The organism is Mesorhizobium sp. USDA 4132 (assembly GCF_056279545.1).
Genome location: NZ_JBWCCP010000001.1, coordinates 2,283,973 through 2,306,044, shown reverse-complemented (window position 1 = coordinate 2,306,044; position 22,072 = coordinate 2,283,973). Strand labels below are relative to the sequence as shown.

The following is a 22,072-nucleotide window of genomic DNA, read 5'->3' as shown; positions in this document are numbered from 1 at the left end:
GATGGGCTCAGAAGGAGCGAACAATGAGCATGACCCTCACCAGCCCAGCTTTCGCCGATGGCGAACGCTTGCCGGACAAGTATACCCGCCTTGGGGAAAACCTGATGCCGCCCTTGAAATGGGGCGGTGCGCCCGAGGAAGCTAAAAGCTTCGCGCTGATCGTGGAGGACCCGGACGCACCGAGCGGGATCTTCCGCCATTGCGGTGTCTTCAATATTCCCAAGGACTGGAACCGGCTGGGCCAGAGCGCGGATACGGCGCCCGGCGGCGGTCCGCGTTTCTCCGAGAACGACTTCGGCAACGCCCGTTACGACGGCCCGCAGCCGCCGAAAGGCCACGGCCTGCACCATTACCGGTTCCGTCTCGCGGCCCTCGACGTCCCAAACCTCAAGGTGCCGGATCCCGCTGGGGTGGAGGCGATGTGGAACGAGGCGCGCCACCACATCCTCTCGGAGACCAGTCTCACCGGAACATTCGACGTCCACTAAACGAAGGAGGAAAGACCATGAAAGTGTCAGAGATCATGTCGCGCGATGTCGAGATCGCCAGTCCCCACCAGACCGTCGCCGAAATCGCCAGGTGCATGGCCGACAGGCAGATCGGCTTTTTGCCCGTCGGTGACAACGACAAGCTCGTTGGAACGGTCACGGACCGGGATCTGGTCATCCGCGGGCTTGCCGACGGGCTTGGAGGCGATGCCAAGATCCGGGAAGTGATGACGCGGGACGTAAAGTACTGTTTCGAAGACGATGATGTCGACGACGTGGCGCGCAACATGGGCAAGGTTCAGGTCCGCCGTCTTCCCGTCGTCAACCGCGACAAACGCCTGACGGGGGTCATCTCGCTCGGTGATGCTGCCCTGGCGGACACCGCCGCCGCGGGAGCTGGATTGAAGAAGGTCTCCCGTCCGGGCGGCGCTCACGCGCACTGACAAGGAACGCAGAATCGGCGTAGCGCATCGGGACTAAACCGGCAGCCGCAGGTCCTCCGCGCCCGCCTTTGCCGGCTCTCAAAAGCATGTTTTGTCGTCACCTGCCGATATAGGCCGCCAGTTCGTCCGGCGTCCCATTTGGAAAGACCTGCTTTAGAAAGTCCAAGAACGCCGATACTCGTGCGCTGAGCAGGCGCCGAGACGGGTAGAGAGTCCATAGAGCGATCTCGGGACCGTCGATATCCCCCCAATGTACCAGCGTGCCGTCAGCCAGGTCGTGGCTCACCAACGAAATGGGAAGACGTGCTGCACCGACGCCGGCTCGCACCGCGTCCCGGATCGTGATGAGCGTAGACAAAATGAGCACCGGCTCAATTCTAATCGTCGAGCGGCCACCGGGTGTCTTCACCTGCCATGTTTGCGGTTCGCTTGGGCCGCGCGCAACGACGGGAGCAGGGTGGTCTCCGTTCGGGCGGGGCAGAGCCGGGCTCGCCACCACAACCAGCCGGTCGCGGAGAAATGCTCGTCCGACCAGGCTTTCATCCGGATCTGGATTGACCCGGATGACCAGATCGTAGCCCTCCTCGATCATGTCCACAGGCCGGTCCTCACTCGTCACCTCAAGCCTCACCTCTGGATACTTAAGGGCAAAGCCCGCGGCGATCCTTCCCATTGCGGTCTGCGAAAAATGTAAAGGTGCGCTGATCCGCAATCTTCCCTTGGGTTTTTGACCTCCCGAGGCAATCGCCGAAGCCGTCTCGTCCAGTTCTGCGAGCAACGCCCCCGTCCGCTCGAAAAGCGCCCGTCCTTCTTCGGTGAGTTTCAGGTTACGCGCACCCCGTTCAAACAGCCGCAGATCGAGACCGCTTTCCAGCTCGGCGACACGCCGCGAGAGGGTCGCCTTCGGCCGGCCGGTGGCCCTTGCCGCTTTGCCGAAGCCGCCATGGCGGGCAACGAGATTAAAATCGGCAAGCGCGACGAGATCCATTGCTGTTCCACCTGTGAGACTGTGTGTCCAAATTACCTGTCTATCGGGTCATCCATGAACCACACATATTCGGGGTGTCAAGCAATACCAACCCGGAGATAAATCCCATGACTATTCTTGTTACCGGCGCTACAGGCAATGTCGGCCGCCAAGTCGTCGAACACCTCGTCGAGCGCGGCGCCGATGTACGTGCTCTTGTCCGCGACCCGTCGAAAGCGGTTTTCCCGGCGGGCGTCAACGTCGTGCAGGGCGACTTCCTCGATGTCGATTCACTGCGCAACGCTATGTCCGGCGTGTCTACCCTGTTCCTCCTCAACGCGGTGGTACCGGACGAATTTACCCAGGCTTTGATCGCGCTCAACGTCGCCCGATCGGCTGGCATCGAACGCATCGTCTATCTGTCGGTGATCCACGCCGACGTTTATGTGAACGTGCCGCATTTCGCGGGCAAGTTCGGTGTCGAGCGAATGATCGAGCAGATGGGTTTCAAGGCGACGATCTTGCGACCAGCCTATTTCATGCAGAACGATCTGATGGTCAAAGACGTCATTATCGGCTACGGCGCCTACACAATGCCGGTCGGTGCTAAGGGTCTCGCCATGATCGACACCCGTGACATCGCTGAAATTGCCGCTCTTGAACTGCTGCGCCGCGAACAGGCTGCCGAGCCGCTGGCGCTCGACCGGATCAACCTCGTCGGTCCCGAGACGCTCACCGGAACGGACATCGCCGCCATCTGGTCAGACGTGCTCGCCCGCCCGATCGGCTACGGCGGCGACGATACCGAGGGCTTTGAGCAGAACCTCAAGCAGTTCGTGCCCGCCTGGATGGCCTACGACATGCGCCTGATGGGCGAGCGTTTCCTGACCGACGGCATGCTGCCAGAGGCCGGCGACGTCGAGCGCCTGACGGCACTCCTTGGCCGCCCGCTCCGCCGATATCGCGACTTCGCCTCGGAAATGGGCTGAGAGCCTCGCGCTCTCCCCATTCTGGGAAGATTTCGGAAATCGCAAAAGCCTCAATTTTGCGACGTCGTAAAAATGGGTCGGTATAACCGTCGTTCCGATCGGGGCTTTTGCGTCGTCATCTTCAGCGGATCATTGCCGGCAACTTGGGTGGCATCTGTCAAAAGCCTCCGTCTCGCGATAAGTCACGCCATCCCGCATAACTCGCACGCGTGCCATGTAGCTGACGCCGCCATCTTTTCGCTTGCGTGCGGGGTGATAGCGCCACGATCGACTGGACGGATGGCAAACATTTGTCATTTTAGAAACAGTCACTTGTGGACATCTCTATGTACCAAGTACCAAACAGCCAAAGTGAATAAGCAGAGCGTCTGCAAGACGTCAGTGCAAAGCGATTTCCCGGATCGCGACGGCAACGAGCACGAGGCCAGCCGTGACTTCCACGCCCCTTGAGACGTTGGCGATTAGGCGCGGACGCGCGTTTCGTGGTGGACGTGGTTGCCCCGAAACAATGCCCGCCAGTGCATCCATGCCCCGATAATACCCAACAGAACACGGCTCGCCATCTCGAGGATCGGCGACGATCCTGGGCCGCTGCCTCCGAACATCACCGAGACCAACGGTAGCGAGAGAAGAACGATCAGCACCGACATCGTCACGTGGGTGAAGGAGAGGGCGAGCGAAACCAGGAGGGCGCGCCACATCCCGGACGAAGACCCGGCGAGATAGGTGGCAAGCACCGTCTTGCTATGGCCGGGCGTCATCGCATGGACCGCGCCGAAGACGACACCCATCGGCAGGAACGCCAGGAAGGCGGTCCAGCCAGTTCCCGCCGCGAACGCCTTGATATGGTCCGCGAAGGCCAGGTAGATGTCCCGCTAGGAGGCATCGACAATCATCGCAGCCAGATCATAGCGGCGACGAGATAGAGGAAGCCTTCGAAGTGAATGGTTCTGCGGTCGTAGCGGGTGGCGAAGCGGCGGAAGTGCTTCATTCGGTTGAAGCACCGCTCGATGCGGTTGCGCTGTTTGTAGAGGAGTTCATCGTGCGGAATAATAATCTTGCGCGAGCGGTTTGACGGGATCACCGCCTCGGCTCCCATGCCGGCAATCGTTTCCCGCAAGGCGTTGCTGTCATAGGCTTTATCGGCCAGCACGACATTGCCGATCTGCCCCTCCAGAAGCGCCGGCGCTTGCGTGATGTCGCCGACCTGACCGGCAGTCACGATGAAACGCAACGGTCTGCCCAGCGCATCGGCCAGCATGTGGATCTTGGTGGTCAGTCCGCCTCGGGAGCGCCCCAACGCCTGATCCTTGGCCCCCCTTTTCCGGAAGCTGCCTGCTGATGGGCACGGACGATCGTGCTGGCGATCATCAGGTATTGGTTGTCACGATCGGCCGTCAGCGTCTCGAACACCTGCTCCCAGATGCCAGCATGGCACCAGCGGCTGAAGCGCTTATGCACCGTCTTCCACTTGCCATACCGCTCCGGCAGATCGCGCCAACGTGCGCCGGAGCGCAAAACCCAGAGGCAACCATTGATAAACAAACGATTATCCGAGCCTGTACGCCCCGGATCGCCCACCTTGCCCGGCAACAAGGACGCAATCTTCGTCCACTGCCCATCACTCAGTTCATAACGCTTAGCCGCCATAACGACCCCCGTGGTTCAACACGGTGTCCCATGAATCAGCGGTCAGGTGATTTGGGAATCCTGAATGTCGATGCGCAGATTCAAAAACCTACAGCGTCCTTTGTGCGTCCTTCAGGACGCACAAAGGACGCTGTAGGGCCACGGGATGGAGGAAAGCATGAGCATTCACGACTTCGGATTTGCCGCGACGCGCGTGGCGTCGCAGGTGGCCAAGCGGGCGTTGCCCGCCGCATTCGCTGCGCTGGCGGCTGTGATCGGATCGTCGCCTGCCGGCGCGGCCGACGGCGAGTTGGTCGAACGGGGAAAATACCTCCTGACCATCGGAAACTGGACCGATTGCCACACGCCGGGACATTTCCTCGGCAAGCCGGACATGACGCGTCACCTTGGCGGCTCCGAGGTCGGCTTCGAGATCCCGGGGCTGGGCGTCTTCTACGGCCCCAACCTGACGCCCGACGAGGCGATGGGTCTCGGGCGCTGGAGCGAGCGTGATATCGTCACGGCGATCCGGACAGGCAAGCGCCCCGACGGACGCATGCTCGCTCCGATTATGCCGTGGGCCGCATTGGCGGAGCTCACCGACCCTGACGCCGGGGCGATCGCGGCCTATCTCAAGAGCCTGCCGCCGTTGAGCAACAAGGTGCCCGGACCGTTCGGGCCGGGCGAGGCGCCGACTTCGTTCGTGATGAAGATCGTGGCGCCGGCGAAGCAATCGGGCCGGCGCATTGCAGGGCGACGCCCATCCCTTTGCCGGATGACGACCCACGCGGAGTCGCCCGGACGATTGCACCGGAGTTCAACTCGGGAAGAGAGCGGGTTGATCGAGCCCGTTTTCGACCTTGGCGACGAGGTTTGCGAGGGCGCCGTTGTGGCCGCATCTACCCCAGCGGACGAACCGGCGTCACGCCCCATGAACTCCGTGCCAAGATGAGCGGTGTTCTGTGCGCCCGGCACTTCCCGGGATTGGTCAAGGCCGGTGACTGCGTTGCGGTCATTGCGATCGCCGTCAACTGAGGTTATTGGAGGCGATACTTTCGATACCACCTCCTGCTTGCGGGGCTTTCCATAGCCCATGCAAATCTGCTTTCCGATCGATGACATCTTCCGTGCTGGCCCTGATCGCCGAGGGCATTGCCATCGGCGGGCGCTGGTGCGGGCCATCCGGCGTGACGGAATTCCCGAACGCACCTCAACAAGGCTCGATATTCAAGCAGGCATGAACATGCCCCGACGAGGCTTCGCGCAGTTCGGGGCGTATCCGGCCGCAATGTTCGGTCGCCATGGGACAACGCGGATGGAAGTGGCAGCCGGAGGGCGGGCTGAGAGGAGAGGGGATTTCTCCCTGGATCGGCATGAACCGGCGTCGCTGGAGCGAGATCTTCGGCATGCCCTCCAGCAGCATGCGCGTGTAAGGATGCAAGGGGGATGCGAAAAGCTGTTCCGTCTCGGTAAGTTCCACGACGCGGCCGAGATACATCACTGCCACCCGGTCGCACAGGTGCCGGATGACGCCGAGATCGTGGCTTATGAAGATCATCGCAAGGCCGCTATCTTTCTTGATATCCATCAAAAGGTTGATGATTTGCGCCTGTACCGAAACATCGAGCGCGGCCACGGCTTCGTCGCAGATGAGCATGTCGGGCTTGACTGCCAGCGCTCTGGCGATGCCGATGCGCTGGCGCTGGCCGCCGGAAAACTGGTGAGGATAGCGACCCATGCTGTCGGCAGGCAGGCCGACCTGGGACAGGATGTCGACGACATAGTCCTTGATCTGCGGACGCCGCACCAGCCCATGCAACACCGCAGCCTCGCCGATTATATCGCCGACGCGCAGGCGCGGGTTGAGGGAGGAGAGCGGATCCTGGAAGACCATCTGGACCTTCAGCGCGTCGCGGTTGCGCGCAAGGAAGCTTTCGTAGGGCTCATCGCGGAAACGCCGCTCGCCCGAAGAGGCCGGCAGGATGCCGGCGATCATCCGCGCCAGCGTCGATTTCCCGCATCCGGACTCGCCGACGATGCCAAGCGTTTCCCCCTCGCGCAGAGAGAGCGAAACATTGTCGACGGCGCGCAGCACTTTTGGCGGGCGGTCACGCAAAAAATGGTCCGCAAAATCGCGAAGCGGGCTGCTTCCGACGCTGAAGCTGCGTGACAGGTCCTTTGCCTCGAAGATCGTCTCGTTCACGCGTCAGTCCTCGAATGGATGGTAGCACCAGATGTGGTGCGTGGCGGATAGCTGGATGGCTGGCACCGGCTCGCTGCAGATATCCGTTGCCCGGTCGCAGCGGCCGGCGAAAGGACAGCCCTTTCCAAGCGCAAGCAGCGACGGCATGTTACCGGGAATCTGATTCAGCTTCTGTCCCGGCACGTTGCGCGAAGGGACGGAATCGAGGAGCTTGCGGGTATAAGGATGGCGTGCGGCGCCAATGATTTCCTCGGTCGTGCCGATTTCCATCGTCGCTCCTGCATACATGACCATGATCCGGTCGGCGAGTTCGGAGAGCGTCGAGAGGTCGTGCGTGATCCAGATCATGCCGAGCCCGTGCTCGTCGATCAGGCGTCGGATATGATAGATGATCTGGGCCTGGATCGTGACGTCGAGGGCCGTCGTCGGTTCGTCGGCGATGATCATGTCCGGTCCGAGCAGCAGCGCGATGGCAATGACGACACGCTGGCGCATGCCGCCCGACATTTCATGCGGATAGGCATTCAGCCGCTCGTTGGGCGAAGGGATGCCCACGGCCTTCAGCGCCTCGATGCAGCGGTCGTGCATGTCCTTGTGGGAAATGTTCTCATGCTCGCCGATCGCCTCGTACATCTGATCGCGCACGCGCATCAGCGGGTTCAGCGTCATCAGCGGGTTCTGGAACACCATGGCGATCCGCTTGCCGCGATAGTGGCGCATCTCCTCGAAGCCGAGCGTCGTCAACTCTTCTCCATCGAGAGCTATGGAGCCGGAGACGATGCGGCCGGGTTCGTCGATCTGGCCCATGATCGACATGCCCGTCACCGATTTGCCCGAGCCGGATTCGCCGACGATGCCCAGCACCTCGCCGCGGGAAAGTTCGAAGGAAATGTCTCGCACGGATTTGATCACGCCCTGGCGCGTGAAAAACCAGGTGTTGAGGTTATCGACGCGGAAGAAGGGGTCCATCATGGGCGGTTCCTCTAGCGGTCGAGCCGCGGATTGTTGAGATCACGCAGCCGGTCGCCGAGCAGGTTCATGGCGACGATCATCACCAGCAGCACGATGCCGGGATAGATGCTAATCCAGTATTTGTGCGAGAAGATGAATTCGTAGCCGCTGGCGATCAGCATGCCGAGCGACGGCCTTGTCAGCGGCAGGCCGACTCCGAGGAAGCTCAGCGACGATTCGAGCGAGATCGCCGAGGCGATGTTGAGCGTGAAGAGCACGATGATCTGCGGCATGCAGTTGGGCAGTACATGCCGCAGCATGATGCGCGCGGGCGAAAGCCTCAGGCACCGTGCCGCCTCGACATATTCCTTGCCGAGCTCGCTCATCGCAAAGGAGCGGGCCGTTCGGGCATAATAGGACCATTGCACGATGACGATAGCGAGCACGACCTTACTGACGCCGTTGCCGAGAATGGCGAGGATTGCAAGCCCGACGAGCAAGGCCGGAAGACCGAGCATGAAGTCGACGGCGCGCATGATGATCGCGTCCGTGATGCCGCCGCGCCAGGCTGAAAGGAGCCCGAGCCCGGTGCCGATCACCATCGCGGCGCCGGCCGCCACGAGCCCGACGAAGACGCTGATCCTGACGCCGTAGAGAATTGCCGAGAACATGTCGCGCCCAAAGCTGTCGGTGCCCAGGCGAAAGACAAAATCCGTTTCCTGATCCATGGACCTGGCGATGGCGAGAAAGGTGAAGGTCGCTGGCAGCGGGCCGTTGGACGCGATTCTAACCTTGCCGCCCTCCGGATTGTCTACGGTCCACCACGGCTGGACGGGATGCTTCCTGGCACCCTCGACGGTTGCGCCGGCCGGAAGGTTGCGGATCTGCAAGTTTGCGAGCCTGGTTCCCTCCGGCTGAACGCCGACGCCGAGACAGTTCAGCCCGCAGGGCTCGGCCACGAGCGTCACGTGGGTCTTGGCTGGTGTGGCCGGCTGGACAGACGTCGCGCTGCCGTCGATGCGGATATTGGCCCTGACTTCTTCTCCCGGCAGCATGCGCGTGGAACCAGTCGGCTTCAACGCATCGGAGAGCTGAAGCTGAGTCAGGTCGTATGGGTCCGTCGGTGACAGCAGCGGTGCGAAGATGGCACAGGCGACGAAGGCCAGGCTGACCGCAAGACTGACGACGGCGGCGCGGCTTTCGGCAAAGTGCTGCGCGTAATCCTTGAATCCGGCCGTGCTCATGCTGTGCGCTGTCCCATCACGGATTTGATGCGGGGATCGATCGCCATGTGAAGGATATCGACGATGAAATTGATGCCGATGAACAGCAGCGCGGTATAGGTGAGCTGCGCTACGATCAGCGGCCGATCCAATACCTTGATCGAGTTGATCAGGAGCTTGCCCAATCCTGGCCAGGAGAAGACCGTCTCGGTGATCACCCCGTAGGCAAGCAGGTTGCCGAGTTCGATGCCGGTGACGGTGATAAGTGGAACCAGCGCGTTGCGCAGGATATGGCCGACGACGACCTTGCGGCTGCGCACGCCCTTGGCATAGGCGAACTTGACGAAGTCGAGGCGCACGATTTCCATCGTCGCGGCGCGCGTCACGCGCATCAGCAGCGACATCTTCAACAATGCCAGGCTGAAGGCAGGCATGACGATGTGCGACCAGCCATCAAGCGTCCAGAGGCTGGAGGTGATGCCGAGATGGGTCGCCACCTGGCCCCGGTCGCCGACCGGCAGGATCGGCAGGGCGATACCGAAGGCGACGATCAGCAGCATGCCCTGCCAGAAGGTCGGTATGCTGACGCCGATCAGCGAGAAGGCCATCAGGCCCCGGCCGAGCGGCGAACCCGGCCTGAGGCCCGAATAGAGGCCTGCGGGCACGGAGACGGCGATGGCGATAAAAAAGGCCACGATGCCGAGCTCCAGGCTGGCGGGCAAACGCTGCAGCAGAATGCTGACGACCGGCTCCTTGTAGACGAAGGAATATCCCCAATCCCCCTGCGCGGCATTGCCAAGGAAGGTCAAGTACTGTTGCCAGAGCGGCTTGTCGAGGCCGAGCGCGGTGATGGCCGCCAGCCGGTCGGCCTCCGATGCTTCAGACGAGATCAGGATGTCTGCCGGGTTGCCGATCAGCCAGACGCCGACGAACAGGACGATCGACAGCACGAGCGCCACGACCACGCTTTGCAACAGACGCTGCAGCACGAAGGAGAACATCAGCGGTCGGCCTTTAGATAGGCGTTGATATTGCGTTGCTCGGCGGTCGGCATAGACCCCGCTACAATATCCTGGACCAGCGAACCGAAATGCAAAGCATATTCGGCGCATATGCCGCTGGTGCTGCTGGTTTCAAGCCGCTTCTCGATCTCGACCCTGATTGCCTCGCCGCCCGGCAGCAGCGCCAACTCCTCCAGGAAGGGGGCCTTGCCGCCGACCGCGGCCATGGCAGCGTCGTGGACCAGTTCATGGCCCCTGTGTTTGCCGAGCGTCTGGCCGAGCCGCATCATGGCGAACTCCCCGAAGATCGCTCCATGCGACAGGTCCAGATTGGCCCGCATCCGCTCCGTATCGACATGCAGGTCGCGCACCAGTAGTTCGGTCCGCACGAGGATTTCGGAAATGGCGGCGATGACCTCGGCCAGCCCGTCCTCGAACATCTGGTTGGCGCTGCCGTCCGATTCGAACGGGCGGTATGCGGCCGCCATCAGCAATCCGGCGCAGGAATAGAGCTTGTTGCTGTTGGCGATGATGCCGTAGCAGAGGATCGGGTTGATCTTCTGCGGCATGGTAGAGGAGCCGATGGTGCCCTCGATGCGACCTTCGTGCAGCTCTCCGTATTCCTCGGAGGAACTCTGGTAGATCTCCTCGGCGATCTTGTGGCAGATGGAGGCTATCAGGCTCAGCGCATTGACATATTCGCACATGTGGGTGCGGATCGCCCGGGAGGGAATGGCCATCTCGCCCATGCCGAGAAGAGCCGCCACGCGCGACTGGAAGGCCGGCCCCTGCCTGCCGAGGGCCGAGAAGCAGCCGACCGCGCCGCCGCTCATCACCACGAAGGCTCGCTTCTCGGCCTCCTTGAGCCGGTCCGCGGCCTGGAGGAATTCCTCGATCCACACAGCCACCTTGAAACCGAAGGTGATCGGCACCGCGTGGCGATAATGCGTGCGTCCGGCCATAACGGTGTTGGCATGGGTGCGGGCATGGTGGCCGAGATGTTGAAGGATGTTGGCGAGAAAGCCGTCCAGCACCGCCTGGGCGCGCTTGGCGAGCAACAGCAATCCCGTCTGGATGATGTTTTGAGTGGTGATGCCCCAGTGGACATAACCGCCGTGCTCGGAGCCGCAGAGCCGGACGAGTTCATTGATGAGCGGCATCAGCGGATGGCGGGTTGTCCGATAGGAGGCATCCAGGCGTTCCATGTCCAGGAGCTCGTAACGACAATGTCCTGCGATCGCCTCCGCTGAAGCGACCGGGATCATGCCGAGCTCTCCCTGGGCCAGCGCCACGGCCTTTTCGACGTCCAGGAAGGCCTGGTACATGGCCGGCGGTGCGAATACCTCCCTCAGTCCCCGGTAGTCGTATTGTGACGTGAGGGCGTCGTTGAATTCTGTACCCATCTGGCTTTGCACTTTCATAAAAATAGGGCAGGGCCGGCGTGAAATGCCAGCTCCACCGGCCGTGCGTCATTCGGGACGTGCGGTGTAGAAGATATTGGTCAGGTTGGCGTTGGCGTCGTAGTGAACGCCGTTGCGCACCCCCCAGACGCCGAACTCGTGGTAGAGCGGCACGTAGCCGTCGTCCTTGTAGACCTGGGCCACGGCGGAGCGGATCAGCTCTTCCCGCTTGGCGTCGTCGAGCGTCGATTGCGCGTCTTCGAGCGCCTTGTCGGTGACCTTGCTGGAATAGCGTCCGCGGTTTGCACCGCCCCAGCCGCGGTCGGGATTGCGGGTGCCGGCGAGGTTGATCATCTGGCTCAGGCCCTCGCCGGTATCGGCCGCAGCACCGGCGAGATAGAGGCTGAACTCGTAGGCGCTGGCCTTGGTGAAGTAGATGCTAAACGGGAAAGTCTCCAGCGTCACGTTGAGCCCGATCTGCGAGAGCATGGCGGTCACCGCCTGAGCGACCTGGGCACCGTTAACATAGCGGTCGCTCGGCGCGTTCAGCGTCAGGGAAAAACCGTTCGGATACCCCGCCTCGGCCAGCAGGCGCTTGGCCTCCTGCGGATCGAAGGGAGAGGGCTGCAGGTCGGGATTGTGACCGAAGACGCCGTCAACGATGATCTGACTTGCCGGCCCCGCCATGCCCCCCATCACGGTCTCGGCGATCTGCTCGCGGTTGATGGCGAGATTGAGCGCCTTGCGGACACGCGCGTCAAGGAAGGGGTTCTTTCCGTTGGTACCGGAAACCTTCGGTGTCTTTTCCTGGCCCTGATCGGGCAGCAGGAAGATCAGCAACGTCGAGGGCATGGACGACAGGTGGTGCTTGCCCGACGACTGGATGCTGTCGATGGCATTGATTGGTACGGCATTGATGACATCCACCGCGCCCCCAAGCAGGGCGGCGATGCGGGCGCTGTTGTCCGGCAGGGATTTGACCAGCACGGAATCATAGGCGGCCGGGGTGCCGTAATACTGTGCGTTGCGCTCGAGTTCGATCTGGACGTCGGGCGTGAATTTCCTGACGCGGTAATGGCCGATGCCGGGGGAAACCTTGCCGTTGTTGAAGCCGGCCGTTTCCAGCCAGTTGTCGTTGCCGCAGGTCTTGTCGTCATAGGTCAGCGTGCGGCCGGTCGGGTTCTCGACGATGCCGATATTGCTCAAGCTGCGCAGCAGGTTCGGGTCGGGCTTCTTGGTGTCGATCTCGATCTTTCCGTCGCCGGCATCCTTGATGCCGCTGATGGTGGAAATGAAGCTGCTGAACAGGCCGGGGCTGTTTGGCACATTGCGCACCCGGCACATCGAGTAGATCACGTCGTCAGCGCCGAGCGGGTTACCGTCGTCGAACTTCGCCTTCGATTCGAGGGTGATGACCCATTTGGTATCGCCCTGGATCTCCCATGATTTCGCAAGGCGCGGCTCGACGCCGCCGTTGACGCCGTTGGCGTAGACGAGCGCGTCCGAGATGTTTTCGCGGAGATCGAAATTGTAGCCGGCACGGTGGAAATGCGGATCAACCGACGTGGCGAGCGCGGCAAGACCCACGCGCAATTGTTCGGCCGAAGCCGCGACAGGGGCAAGTGACGTCGCAGCCGCGATCGCCAAGCCGAAAGATGCCAGTGATAAGTTCTTCATGGTCCTCCCTCCCATTCATTCCGCGGGGACCGTATCGTCGGATTGCCGGCGGAAAAATCGAAATTTTCTGAATTCGATTGAGTTTTTCTCAATTGAACGCTAGAGAAACGGAGGGAGGAAAACATCATGCAAAGAAGGCGCAGGGACCTGCCGCCGATGACCTCGCTACCTGTTTTCGAATCGGCGGGGCGGCACATGAGCATCGCCAAGGCGGCGGACGAGCTCTGCCTGACGCCCGGCGCGGTCAGCCGGCAGATCCAGAATCTGGAAGCATTTTTGGGCTGCGACCTCTTCGAACGAACGCACCGAAGAATAGCCTTGACGCCCGCCGGAGAAGTCTATTGGGCGAGAATCCACGCGTCTCTTGGCGATATCCGCGCCGTGACAAGCGATCTCTCGGTCAGCGTCGATCGCCGGCCGCTGGTGATCGGAAGTCCGCGCGTCTTTCTGCAGAAATGCATCATGCCGGTGCTCGGAACGCTTTACGCGCGCCGTCCCGACATCGTCGTGAAATTCGTCACCGGCGGGCATGATGTGGAAGGGCTGGACGGCATGATCCATGTGGGCGAGACGGTCGGGAAAAAAGGATTCGTATGCGAGATATTGGGCGACGCGGATCTCACTCCGGTCTGCAGCCCGGCCTATTTGCGCCGCGCACCCCCTCTCAAGACGCCCGACGATCTGGAACATCATACCTTGTTGCGATCGGCGGAATTCACCCGCAACTGGGAGCGCTGGCTCGGACCGCGTGCGCCAAGAATATTCTCAAATACCCGCTTCATCGATCTCGAAAGCTCTGGCCTCGAACTGACGGCCGCCGTCGAAGGACTCGGCATTGCCATTGTCCGCCAGAAGCTGGTCAAGCAGGAGCTAGCGGACGGTCAGCTCGTTACTCTGTTTGAGAACGAAATGGTGCATGAGCACTATTTATTCATGTTCGCCGATCCGAAGCTTCGGTCCGAGAGTTTCCGGTTTTTTCGCACCTGGCTGAGAGATGCGGTGATGGAATAGGGCGGCCGATGATCCGGTCCGCCTCAACTGGCATCAGCGCCCCAGTCTCCGCATACACGATGTCTAGCCGGAAACGGTACGCTAGCGGCGACGGGCTGTGATGCCGATTGGCTCAGTGAACACGAGTCCGCCGGTGTCTGTCACAAGCAATAACACCGCGCCGGGCTGAAGAGCAGTCCGGTGCTTCTATCCAAGGGCAAGTGCGCGGACGTAAGGCGGATCGTATAGCTCGACGAAGAGGCGAGATTGCCAATGCCGACAGCATCCCCGAGCCGCCGCAACGCGGCGGCGCGGCTTTGCAAGTCCCGCTCGCGCTTCTTCATCCACGCAGCGGCTGCAGGCCGTCTGTCAAAAGTCTCCGTCTCGTGATAACTTGCGCCATCCCGCATAACTCGCACGCGTGCCATGTAGCTGACGCTGCCATCTTTTCGCGCGCGGGGGGTGGTAGCGCCCATGACCGCATCCTCGTTTGGTAGATGGCGATTCCAGTTGGTACAATGTATCAAGCCCATGTCCGAGACGGGTGGATTTGGGAGAAGATGAGCTTGAACAAGACGGAGAACAGAGTGTTCCAAGAGCCTGTAAAACAAGAAAAATATAGATATATAAAGGCTCCCGTCTTTGCCGTTGCTCCGATGATCGATTGGACGGATAGGCATTGCCGTTTCCTGCATCGGCAATTGTCGAAGGATGCGCTGCTCTATACCGAGATGGTGGTGGCCGACGCGATCATTCATGGGCCGCGCGACAGGCTCTTGTCTTTTTCGCCGGCCGAACATCCGGTTGCGCTGCAGCTCGGCGGCTCGGACCGGGTAAAGCTTGCCGAGGCGGTGCGGATCGCTGCCGATTACGGCTATGACGAGATCAATCTGAATGTCGGCTGCCCGTCGGACCGGGTGCAGTCGGGCACGTTTGGCGCCTGCCTGATGCGGGATCCGGCGCATGTGGCCGACCTCGTTTCGGCGATGAAGCGGGTGTCGAGCGTGCCGGTCACCGTCAAATGCCGGATCGGCGTCGACAACCAGGAGCCGACGGACGTGCTGCCGGATTTTCTCGCCCAGGTAATCGGGGCGGGGGCGGATGCCGTCTGGATCCATGCCCGCAAGGCCTGGCTTCAGGGGCTTTCGCCGAAGGAAAACCGCGAAGTTCCGCCGCTCGACTACGAGCTGGTCTATGCCATGAAGCGGGAAAACCCGGACGTGTTCATCGGCATCAACGGCGGCATCGCCGACCTCGAACAGGCGGCAAAGCATCTCACCCATATGGACGGGGTGATGCTCGGCCGCGCCGCCTATCACAATACCGGAATGCTCGCCGGCGTGGATGCGTTTCTGGCAGGTGGCGGTGCCGGAGGGGCGCAAACCCCGGATGTCGACTGGCCGGCGCTCCGCGATACGATGATGGCCTATGCGGCGGAGCTGATCGAGCGGGGCGGGCGGCTGCATCATGTCACAAGGCACATGGTCGGGCTGTTCCAGGGTTTTGCCGGCGCGCGGCGGTTTCGCCAGATACTTTCCACCGACGCCACCCGGCCGGGTGCCGGACCGGAGGTCATTACGGCTGCGTTTGCGGCGGTGGATATCGACGGCGGCCCTCGGGTTCAACCCGAGGAGAAGAGGCTGGCGGGGTGAGGGTGGAGATTTTCGAGTTCCCACCGGACACACTCCTCCCTTGGCGAGCTTGAGTTTCTTTTCGTCATTCCCGGGTGAGCAAAGCGAGACCCGAGGATCGGACGGGGCGCTGAAAGCTGCCTCGTAAGATAAGTAATAAGTGACACCTCTCAGCGCCCCGTTCGGCGGTTAATATCCGCGACTTCGGTCCCTCTGCGATGACGGGGGGTGTGGGAACGGTTGCGTGCCCCTCCGAAGAGGGCGTCATGCACGCTCGCAGACCAGGATGCCGCAGGCCATGACTGCCGCCCGGCATCGTCTTCCACCTGCGCCGCACAATCCGGGTTTTTGAAAAACCCTCGGACGCCGCGCGGCGCGGCCCCGATCACCCTGTGTGCCTCACAGGCACGCCCGACGCACCATGACGGAAAACGAAACGAGAAGTCGGTCCGACAGCTTCTCATCCGTCCCGCGTCGCCGGAGGGAGACCATTTTCCGCGAACCCGAACGCCAAGGTTTTGCGTCTTGCCCTTGACGTCCGCGCCGGTCCCGCCTCGCCGGCACGCCTGCCGGTGTATCCGCGACGGAACGGGGCGATTGTAGGCACAGGCTGGGAGGGCGGGGATGAGAGGGAGGTTAAGTGCTTGATGGGGCTGAGGGGGAGGTGTCGATCATGCCCGGATGGGTCGGCGCCTGGAGGGTGGATCCTCGGGTCGAGCCCGAGGATGACGCCGCTGGGTGGTGTGATCCGCCCCTTCCTCCGTCATCCTCGGGTTTAACCCGAGGATCCAGCTGCTGTGCACTGCATGGCGAGAAATGCTTTCGCGAGCGGCCAGACGGATATTCGCGTTGCCGGATACCCGTAAAGGCATAAGCGTCAAGGGGAATGGCCGGTGGATAGGGATTTTTTTACGATCACCTATCCTCGGGACTTATGTCGTTTCCCTAAAACAGCACAAGGGTTCGAGCAAATATTTCATAGTTCTACTCCTTCCAAAAGTATATAGATAACTATGGATTTATTTAAAGCTGTTGATCGTTCAAATCATGTCGTGTCAATTTTGAGCAAAGTCATTTAAAATCCCAGTATGTTGGAGTGAAATCAATGACCGAGACCACTTTTGTAGACGGATTTTATTCGGCTTATTTTACGGGTATTGCCGGCAATTCGATGGGAATGTTTGTTTTTCGAGATGGCGTTCTGGCAGGGGCGGACATCGGAGGAGGGCGCTATGATGGCGTTTATGCATTATCGCCTGATGGTAAGAAGATTATCTCAAATATAAACTTTATCTTACCAGTTGGGAGCTTTCCGATCACTGGAGTAGCCTCCGAGACGCAACCTATGTCCGTTTCGATGACGCTTGAACTACCCATCGAATTTAACCGACATGATGTTCACAGATTAGAGACGCCTCTTGGTCCAATCAACGCAAAATTTGAGAAGATCAGAGGCGCCTGATGCAAGAGCCCATATTTCTTGGAATGCGGTGGATAGACATCATCAATATTATAGCCATCGTTGTTGGACCAATACTGGCGGTAGTCGTAGACCGCCTAAGACAAAGATGGTCTGACGATAATACCCGCAGGTTAGCAGTTTTTCGATCGCTTATGAGGACTCGACGTCTACTGCTCGACCCCGAACATGTTGGTGCACTCAATCTGGTGGATTTAGAATTCTATGGTCATCAGAGAGTTATGGATGCTTTTTCGGCCTACATGTCTCATCTATCCGCGCCAATGCCAGGGCCGGACGGTCACGTGAGGTTTTTTGAGCAGCGGGAAGATCTCCTAGTTCGGCTTCTGTATCAGATGGGCAAAGATTTAGGATTTCAGTACGACAAACATGATCTCGCTAAACTTGCGTATGGTCCGGCAGGCTGGATACAGGAGCAAGATATTCAGCGCCAGAATATGGGATATTTAAACGAGCTTTTAGCCGGTAAACGAGCGCTTCCGATTACACCGATGCAGCCACCAGCGGCGAATGCGTTTCCCCCTGCACCAGTGCCCATTTCGCCAAATGGTGGCGAGCGGCCATAGGGACAATTCTGCGGTCAACGCAATTCTCTCGGAGACCAAGTATGCTTCGGATTTGAGAAGTATTTCTTACAAACTCAGTCCCGCTTGATGCTCATCAGCACGGCCCACATGTCCGCGCCCGTCTCGAACGCCGCAGCGTTGGCCGCAAAGCCCTGCGCCGAGGTGAAGGCGTCGAGCATTTCGCTGGCCATGTCGACATTCGAGCTTTCGGGGAAGGTGGAGGGGGTGACGGTGGTGGTGACGCCGCCGGAATTGGGGAGGGAGGAGACCTGGGTATCGAGGCGATTGTAGCCGGGCGTGCTGGCATTGGCGATGTTGTTCGCCGCGGTCGCGAGGCGTCTGGCCTGGGCCTGCATGCCCGAAACCGCAATGTTCATCACCGCCGACAGACCCATTGCGCACATCCCCAAAAGCCGATGACGGATGTTTTAGGGCAAGAGCTTCAAGGAAGACTGAACGGGCAGGGTAAGGGAAGCGTATGACGGCGCGGCACAGATGTGCCGGAACGGGGCGCGGCTGGTTTTTTTGGGGTGTGGCCAGGCGTTATAAGCCGCCGGCGGCATTGACCGGATCGAAAGGAAAAGCGGGTAGGATCGCCGCTTTCCAACCGGCGGAGAATGCGGGTGATGGCGTCGCGGCGTCGATTTGGCCGACGAGGGATCGCTGCGGCCGGCAGCGAGCCGTCCGGGCCGGCGGCGCCGGTTTCCGCCCGCGTTTCGGAGCGCATCGCACAGGCTGGCGATGAGGGGCGATCTTTCCGGATTTCGTGGAAACAGATCCGCCACGGGCTGTGGATCGCCGCGCTTGTGTTTCTCGTCGTCGGCAAGGTGTTTTTTGCCTTCCGCGACGACCAGGTGCGCAAGCAAGCGTCGGAGGCGGATCGCCTTGCCTGCGCCAGCCAGAGGATGTCGTTTGCCCGCAGCGCCTATGTGAATTGTCTGATGCGGGTGGAAGCCGGCGGCAAGCCGTGAGGGGCAGGCATCGACCTACATTACCAATTTTCCAGGATTTCCGGCGGCTTGGGCCTTGATATCGAATTGTACGTCGCTCCGGTCGTCTGCCGATTTGCGGCCGGCGGAGGGCATCGGGACGCGAGCGGGTGCGGCAGCTTCAACCCTCCCCCTTGTGGGGAGGGTGGCCGGCAGGCGGGAGGGGTTTTCCCTGCAAAAAGCCCTCCCTGCACGGGAAACCGCGCTACTCGGCCGCCTCCGCGTAGGCCTCCAGCGGGGGGCAGGTGCAGACGAGGTTGCGGTCGCCATAGACATTGTCGACGCGGTTGACCGGGGACCAGTATTTGTCGACACGGAAGGCGCCGGGCGGGTAGCAGGCCTGTTCGCGGCTGTAGGGGCGGTCCCATTCGCCGACCAGGTCTTCGACCGTGTGCGGGGCGTTCTTCAGCGGGTTGTTCTGCCGGTCCATGCGGCCGTCCTCGATGGCGCGGGCTTCCTCGCGGATTGCCAGCATCGCTTCGCAGAACCGGTCGATCTCGGCCTTGGTTTCCGACTCGGTCGGCTCGATCATCAGCGTGCCGGCGACCGGCCAGCTCATGGTAGGGGCATGGAAACCGCAGTCGATCAGGCGTTTTGCGACATCGTCGACGCTGACACCGGCCGAGACATTGAGCGGGCGCGTGTCGATGATGCATTCATGCGCGACGCGGCCGGCCTCCGACTTGTAGAGCACGTCGTAGGACCCTTTGAGGCGGGCGGCGATATAGTTGGCGTTGAGGATCGCCACCTTGGTCGCCTGGGTCAGGCCCTCGCCGCCCATCATCAGGCAATAGGACCAGGAGATCGGCAGGATCGACGGCGAGCCGAAGGGGGCGGCCGAGACGGCACCTTCCCGGCCATCCGTTGCCGGGTGTCCGGGGAGGTGTGCCGCCAGATGCGACTTTACGCCGATCGGACCCATGCCGGGACCGCCGCCGCCATGCGGGATGCAGAACGTCTTGTGCAGGTTGAGGTGGCTGACGTCGGAGCCGATGTCACCGGGGCGGGACAGGCCGACCATGGCGTTCATGTTGGCGCCGTCGAGATAGACCTGGCCGCCATGGGCGTGGGTGATCTCGCAGATCTCGCGCACCGTTTCCTCGAAGACGCCGTGGGTCGAGGGGTAGGTGATCATGCAGGCAGACAGGTTCGCCGAATACTGCTCGGCCTTGGCGCGAAAGTCGTCGAGGTCGATATCGCCGTTGTCGCGGACCTTGACGACGACCACCTTCATGCCGACCATCTGGGCGGAGGCCGGGTTGGTGCCGTGCGCGGATGTGGGAATGAGGCAGACGTCGCGGTGGGTGTCGCCATTGGCGATGTGGTAGTTGCGGATGGTCAGAAGGCCCGCATATTCGCCTTGGGCGCCGGAATTCGGCTGCAGGGAGAAGGCGTCGTAACCGGTGATCTGGCAGAGCTTCTGCGACAGGTCGTCTATCATTTCCCTGTAGCCGAGCGCCTGGTCCGCGGGCACGAAGGGGTGGATGTCGGCAAATTCCGGCCAGGTGATAGGCAGCATTTCGGCCGTGGCGTTGAGTTTCATGGTGCAGGAGCCGAGCGGGATCATCGCCCGGTCGAGCGCCAGATCCCGGTCCGAGAGCCGGCGGATATAGCGGGTCATCTCGCTCTCGGCGCGGTTCATGTGGAAGATCGGGTGGGTCATGTAGTCGGATTTGCGCAAAAGCGCGGTCGGCAGGCGCCAGGTGGGCTCGAAATCCGAAACCTTGAAATTGCCGCCGAAGGCCCGCCAGACGGCTTCGAGCGTTGCGGGACGAGTGCGCTCGTCGAGCGACATGCCGATGCGGGTTTCGCCGACCTTGCGCAGGTTGACGCCTTCCGCGACCGCGGCGCGCATGATCAGGCCCTGCATGTGGCCGACTTCGACGGTGATCGTGTCGAAGAAGGTGTCGGGTTCGATCCTATACCCGAGCTTTTCCAGGCCCTTGGCCATCAGCACGGCCTTGCGGTGGACCTGCTGGGCGATCGCTTTGAGCCCGTCCGGGCCGTGGAAGACCCCGTACATGGAGGCCATGACGGCGAGCAGGACCTGGGCGGTGCAGATGTTCGAGGTCGCCTTTTCGCGGCGGATATGCTGCTCGCGGGTCTGCAGCGACAGGCGATAGGCGCGGTTGCCGCGGCTATCGACCGAGACGCCGACCAGCCGGCCGGGCATGGCGCGCTTGTGGGCATCCTTGACCGCCATATAGGCCGCGTGCGGGCCGCCGTAACCGACCGGCACGCCGAAACGCTGGGAGGAGCCGATGGCGATGTCGGCGCCCATTTCGCCGGGGGATTTGAGAAGCGTCAGCGCTAAGGGATCGGCGGCGACGGCGGCGACGGCGCCGGTCTGGTGCAGGCGGGAGATCAGGCCGGTGAAATCACGGACATGGCCGTTGGTGCCCGGATACTGGAAGATTGCGCCGAACACGTCGACCGGGTCGAGATCGGTCATCGGGTCGCCGATGATAACGCTCCAGCCGAGCGGGGCGGCGCGGGTTTCGATCAGCGCGATCGTCTGCGGATGGCAGGCGGCATCGACGAAGAAGGCCGTCGCCTTGGATTTGGCCTGGCGCTGGCAGAGCGCCATGGCTTCGGCGGCGGCGGTCGCCTCGTCGAGCAGCGAGGCATTGGCGACGTCAAGGCCGGTCAGGTCGCAGATCATCGTCTGGAAATTGAGGAGCGCTTCGAGGCGGCCTTGCGAAATTTCCGGCTGGTAGGGCGTGTAGGCGGTGTACCAGGCGGGGTTTTCAAGGATGTTGCGTTGGATGACCGGCGGAGTGATCGTGCCGTAATAACCCTGGCCGATCAAGGAGACGAGCGCCTTGTTGCGGTTCGCCGTATCGCGCAGCTTGTCGAGCGCCTCGCGTTCGGTCAGCGCCGGACCCCAGGCGAGCGGGGTCGTCTGGCGGATCGAGGATGGCACGGTGGCGTCGATCAGGGCGTCAAGGCTTTTGTAGCCGACGATTTTCAACATCTCGGCCATCTCGGCGGGCGAGGGACCGATATGGCGGCGGTTGGCGAAGTCGTAGGGCTGGTAGTCGGTGAAATGGAAATCGGTGCTGTCGGTGGTCATGCGATCAGTTCCTGGTAGGCGGCCTCGTCGAGCAGCGCGTCGGCGTCGGAGGCGGTCTTGAGCTTCAGCTTGAAGAACCAGCCTGCTCCTTGAGGATCGGAATTGACGATCGAGGGATCGTCGACGATCGCGTGGTTGACCTCGGTGACTTCGCCATCCAGCGGACAATAGACGTCGGAGGCGGCCTTGACGCTCTCGACGGTCGCGGCATTGCCGTCCTTGGTGAGTATGGCGCCGACTTCCGGCAGTTCCACGAAAACGAGGTCGCCAAGCTGTTCGGCAGCGTGAGAGGTGATGCCGACGGTTGCGACACCGTCTTCGAGCTTCAGCCATTCGTGTTCGGCGGTGAATTTCAACATGGTTCTCTCCGGA

Annotated in this window: 18 protein-coding genes and 4 pseudogenes; 10 read left to right on the top strand and 12 right to left on the bottom strand. The window is 61.5% G+C overall.

The features are described from left to right. The first annotated feature begins 23 nt into the window (after positions 1-23). Complete coding sequence (locus tag ACZ9IU_RS11920) at positions 24-488, top strand: YbhB/YbcL family Raf kinase inhibitor-like protein (RefSeq protein ID WP_038543188.1); 465 nt, start codon at positions 24-26, stop codon at positions 486-488. A 17-nt stretch (positions 489-505) separates the two neighbouring features. Then, positions 506-931 carry a CBS domain-containing protein gene (locus tag ACZ9IU_RS11915; RefSeq protein WP_038543186.1) on the top strand — a complete coding sequence of 142 codons (426 nt, stop codon included), beginning with the start codon at positions 506-508 and terminating at the stop codon, positions 929-931. A gap of 97 nt (positions 932-1,028) precedes the next feature. Here ACZ9IU_RS11915 and ACZ9IU_RS11910 read toward each other — a convergent pair whose 3' ends face one another. After that, a complete protein-coding gene (locus tag ACZ9IU_RS11910) occupies positions 1,029-1,919 on the bottom strand; it encodes a LysR family transcriptional regulator (RefSeq protein ID WP_038543184.1) in 891 nt (296 codons plus the stop codon). A 107-nt stretch (positions 1,920-2,026) separates the two neighbouring features. On the opposite strand from ACZ9IU_RS11910, the gene ACZ9IU_RS11905 reads away from it, so the two are divergent. Then, the gene (locus tag ACZ9IU_RS11905; protein WP_038543182.1) at positions 2,027-2,887 is read left to right on the top strand and encodes an SDR family oxidoreductase; all 861 of its coding nucleotides are present in this window, start codon (positions 2,027-2,029) and stop codon (positions 2,885-2,887) included. 479 nt (positions 2,888-3,366) lie between these two features. On the opposite strand, the pseudogene ACZ9IU_RS11900 reads toward ACZ9IU_RS11905, so the two are convergent. Next, a pseudogene (locus ACZ9IU_RS11900) lies at positions 3,367-3,756 on the bottom strand (HoxN/HupN/NixA family nickel/cobalt transporter); the annotation flags it as partial. Positions 3,757-3,779: 23 nt separating this feature from the next. Next, positions 3,780-4,537 (bottom strand): annotated as a pseudogene (locus tag ACZ9IU_RS11895) (IS5 family transposase). Positions 4,538-4,694: 157 nt separating this feature from the next. On the opposite strand from ACZ9IU_RS11895, the pseudogene ACZ9IU_RS11890 reads away from it, so the two are divergent. Together ACZ9IU_RS11890 and ACZ9IU_RS11885 are read left to right on the top strand one after the other, a co-directional pair. Continuing rightward, positions 4,695-5,249 (top strand): annotated as a pseudogene (locus ACZ9IU_RS11890) (c-type cytochrome); the annotation flags it as partial. An 84-nt stretch (positions 5,250-5,333) separates the two neighbouring features. Beyond that, positions 5,334-5,551 (top strand): annotated as a pseudogene (locus ACZ9IU_RS11885) (N-alpha-acetyl diaminobutyric acid deacetylase DoeB); the annotation flags it as partial. A gap of 175 nt (positions 5,552-5,726) precedes the next feature. On the opposite strand, the gene ACZ9IU_RS11880 reads toward ACZ9IU_RS11885, so the two are convergent. From ACZ9IU_RS11880 to ACZ9IU_RS11855, 6 genes are all read right to left on the bottom strand, one after another. Next, on the bottom strand, positions 5,727-6,719 hold the full coding sequence (locus ACZ9IU_RS11880; RefSeq protein ID WP_038543176.1) for an ABC transporter ATP-binding protein: 993 nt from the start codon (positions 6,717-6,719) through the stop codon (positions 5,727-5,729). Between the two features lie 3 nt (positions 6,720-6,722). After that, positions 6,723-7,691 carry an ABC transporter ATP-binding protein gene (locus ACZ9IU_RS11875; RefSeq protein ID WP_038543174.1) on the bottom strand — a complete coding sequence of 323 codons (969 nt, stop codon included), beginning with the start codon at positions 7,689-7,691 and terminating at the stop codon, positions 6,723-6,725. Between the two features lie 11 nt (positions 7,692-7,702). Further along, positions 7,703-8,914 carry an ABC transporter permease gene (locus ACZ9IU_RS11870; RefSeq protein WP_080719163.1) on the bottom strand — a complete coding sequence of 404 codons (1,212 nt, stop codon included), beginning with the start codon at positions 8,912-8,914 and terminating at the stop codon, positions 7,703-7,705. Further along, positions 8,911-9,894, bottom strand: coding sequence for an ABC transporter permease (locus ACZ9IU_RS11865; protein WP_038543172.1), 984 nt, complete (start codon positions 9,892-9,894; stop codon positions 8,911-8,913). Before ACZ9IU_RS11865 ends, ACZ9IU_RS11870 begins: the two co-directional genes overlap by 4 nt. After that, positions 9,894-11,297, bottom strand: coding sequence for a class-II fumarase/aspartase family protein (locus tag ACZ9IU_RS11860; RefSeq protein ID WP_157885133.1), 1,404 nt, complete (start codon positions 11,295-11,297; stop codon positions 9,894-9,896). Before ACZ9IU_RS11860 ends, ACZ9IU_RS11865 begins: the two co-directional genes overlap by 1 nt. 66 nt (positions 11,298-11,363) lie before the next feature. Continuing rightward, positions 11,364-12,971, bottom strand: a complete 1,608-nt coding sequence (locus tag ACZ9IU_RS11855) for an ABC transporter substrate-binding protein (protein WP_051899723.1) — start codon at positions 12,969-12,971, stop codon at positions 11,364-11,366. 126 nt (positions 12,972-13,097) lie between these two features. Between ACZ9IU_RS11855 and ACZ9IU_RS11850 the strand changes: the two genes are divergently transcribed. The 4 genes from ACZ9IU_RS11850 (at position 13,098) to ACZ9IU_RS11835 (ending at position 17,638) form a co-directional block, all read left to right on the top strand. Next, positions 13,098-13,982: a LysR substrate-binding domain-containing protein gene (locus ACZ9IU_RS11850; protein WP_038543170.1), complete on the top strand. Its 885-nt coding sequence runs from the start codon at positions 13,098-13,100 to the stop codon at positions 13,980-13,982. 566 nt (positions 13,983-14,548) lie between these two features. Beyond that, positions 14,549-15,613 carry a tRNA dihydrouridine(20/20a) synthase DusA gene (gene dusA / locus ACZ9IU_RS11845; RefSeq protein WP_498957216.1) on the top strand — a complete coding sequence of 355 codons (1,065 nt, stop codon included), beginning with the start codon at positions 14,549-14,551 and terminating at the stop codon, positions 15,611-15,613. A gap of 1,084 nt (positions 15,614-16,697) precedes the next feature. Next, positions 16,698-17,054 carry a hypothetical protein gene (locus tag ACZ9IU_RS11840; protein ID WP_157885132.1) on the top strand — a complete coding sequence of 119 codons (357 nt, stop codon included), beginning with the start codon at positions 16,698-16,700 and terminating at the stop codon, positions 17,052-17,054. Further along, on the top strand, positions 17,054-17,638 hold the full coding sequence (locus ACZ9IU_RS11835; protein ID WP_051899722.1) for a DUF6680 family protein: 585 nt from the start codon (positions 17,054-17,056) through the stop codon (positions 17,636-17,638). The genes ACZ9IU_RS11840 and ACZ9IU_RS11835 overlap by 1 nt, the downstream gene beginning before the upstream one ends. A gap of 74 nt (positions 17,639-17,712) precedes the next feature. Here the strand turns inward: ACZ9IU_RS11835 and ACZ9IU_RS11830 are convergent, their stop codons facing one another. After that, complete coding sequence (locus tag ACZ9IU_RS11830; protein ID WP_038543166.1) at positions 17,713-18,033, bottom strand: flagellar basal body protein; 321 nt, start codon at positions 18,031-18,033, stop codon at positions 17,713-17,715. 231 nt (positions 18,034-18,264) lie between these two features. On the opposite strand from ACZ9IU_RS11830, the gene ACZ9IU_RS11825 reads away from it, so the two are divergent. Then, complete coding sequence (locus ACZ9IU_RS11825) at positions 18,265-18,609, top strand: hypothetical protein (RefSeq protein WP_038543164.1); 345 nt, start codon at positions 18,265-18,267, stop codon at positions 18,607-18,609. A gap of 223 nt (positions 18,610-18,832) precedes the next feature. Here the strand turns inward: ACZ9IU_RS11825 and gcvP are convergent, their stop codons facing one another. Continuing rightward, entirely contained in the window at positions 18,833-21,700 is a 2,868-nt protein-coding gene (gcvP, locus tag ACZ9IU_RS11820) for an aminomethyl-transferring glycine dehydrogenase (protein WP_038543161.1), read from the bottom strand. Next, positions 21,697-22,059, bottom strand: coding sequence for a glycine cleavage system protein GcvH (gene gcvH, locus ACZ9IU_RS11815; protein WP_038543159.1), 363 nt, complete (start codon positions 22,057-22,059; stop codon positions 21,697-21,699). The genes gcvP and gcvH overlap by 4 nt, the downstream gene beginning before the upstream one ends. Positions 22,060-22,072 lie beyond the last annotated feature (13 nt).

Excerpts from the sequence above, each read along its gene's own strand:
- ACZ9IU_RS11920 (WP_038543188.1), top strand. The coding sequence starts at position 24 with ATGAGCATGACCCTCACCAGCCCAGCTTTCGCCGATGGCGAACGCTTG.
- ACZ9IU_RS11915 (WP_038543186.1), top strand. The coding sequence starts at position 506 with ATGAAAGTGTCAGAGATCATGTCGCGCGATGTCGAGATCGCCAGTCCC.
- ACZ9IU_RS11910 (WP_038543184.1), bottom strand. The coding sequence starts at position 1,919 with ATGGATCTCGTCGCGCTTGCCGATTTTAATCTCGTTGCCCGCCATGGC.
- ACZ9IU_RS11905 (WP_038543182.1), top strand. The coding sequence starts at position 2,027 with ATGACTATTCTTGTTACCGGCGCTACAGGCAATGTCGGCCGCCAAGTC.
- ACZ9IU_RS11875 (WP_038543174.1), bottom strand. The coding sequence starts at position 7,691 with ATGATGGACCCCTTCTTCCGCGTCGATAACCTCAACACCTGGTTTTTC.
- ACZ9IU_RS11870 (WP_080719163.1), bottom strand. The coding sequence starts at position 8,914 with ATGAGCACGGCCGGATTCAAGGATTACGCGCAGCACTTTGCCGAAAGC.
- ACZ9IU_RS11865 (WP_038543172.1), bottom strand. The coding sequence starts at position 9,894 with ATGTTCTCCTTCGTGCTGCAGCGTCTGTTGCAAAGCGTGGTCGTGGCG.
- ACZ9IU_RS11860 (WP_157885133.1), bottom strand. The coding sequence starts at position 11,297 with ATGGGTACAGAATTCAACGACGCCCTCACGTCACAATACGACTACCGG.
- ACZ9IU_RS11855 (WP_051899723.1), bottom strand. The coding sequence starts at position 12,971 with ATGAAGAACTTATCACTGGCATCTTTCGGCTTGGCGATCGCGGCTGCG.
- ACZ9IU_RS11850 (WP_038543170.1), top strand. The coding sequence starts at position 13,098 with ATGCAAAGAAGGCGCAGGGACCTGCCGCCGATGACCTCGCTACCTGTT.
- ACZ9IU_RS11840 (WP_157885132.1), top strand. The coding sequence starts at position 16,698 with ATGACCGAGACCACTTTTGTAGACGGATTTTATTCGGCTTATTTTACG.
- ACZ9IU_RS11835 (WP_051899722.1), top strand. The coding sequence starts at position 17,054 with ATGCAAGAGCCCATATTTCTTGGAATGCGGTGGATAGACATCATCAAT.
- ACZ9IU_RS11830 (WP_038543166.1), bottom strand. The coding sequence starts at position 18,033 with ATGGGTCTGTCGGCGGTGATGAACATTGCGGTTTCGGGCATGCAGGCC.
- ACZ9IU_RS11825 (WP_038543164.1), top strand. The coding sequence starts at position 18,265 with ATGGCGTCGCGGCGTCGATTTGGCCGACGAGGGATCGCTGCGGCCGGC.
- gcvP (WP_038543161.1), bottom strand. The coding sequence starts at position 21,700 with ATGACCACCGACAGCACCGATTTCCATTTCACCGACTACCAGCCCTAC.
- gcvH (WP_038543159.1), bottom strand. The coding sequence starts at position 22,059 with ATGTTGAAATTCACCGCCGAACACGAATGGCTGAAGCTCGAAGACGGT.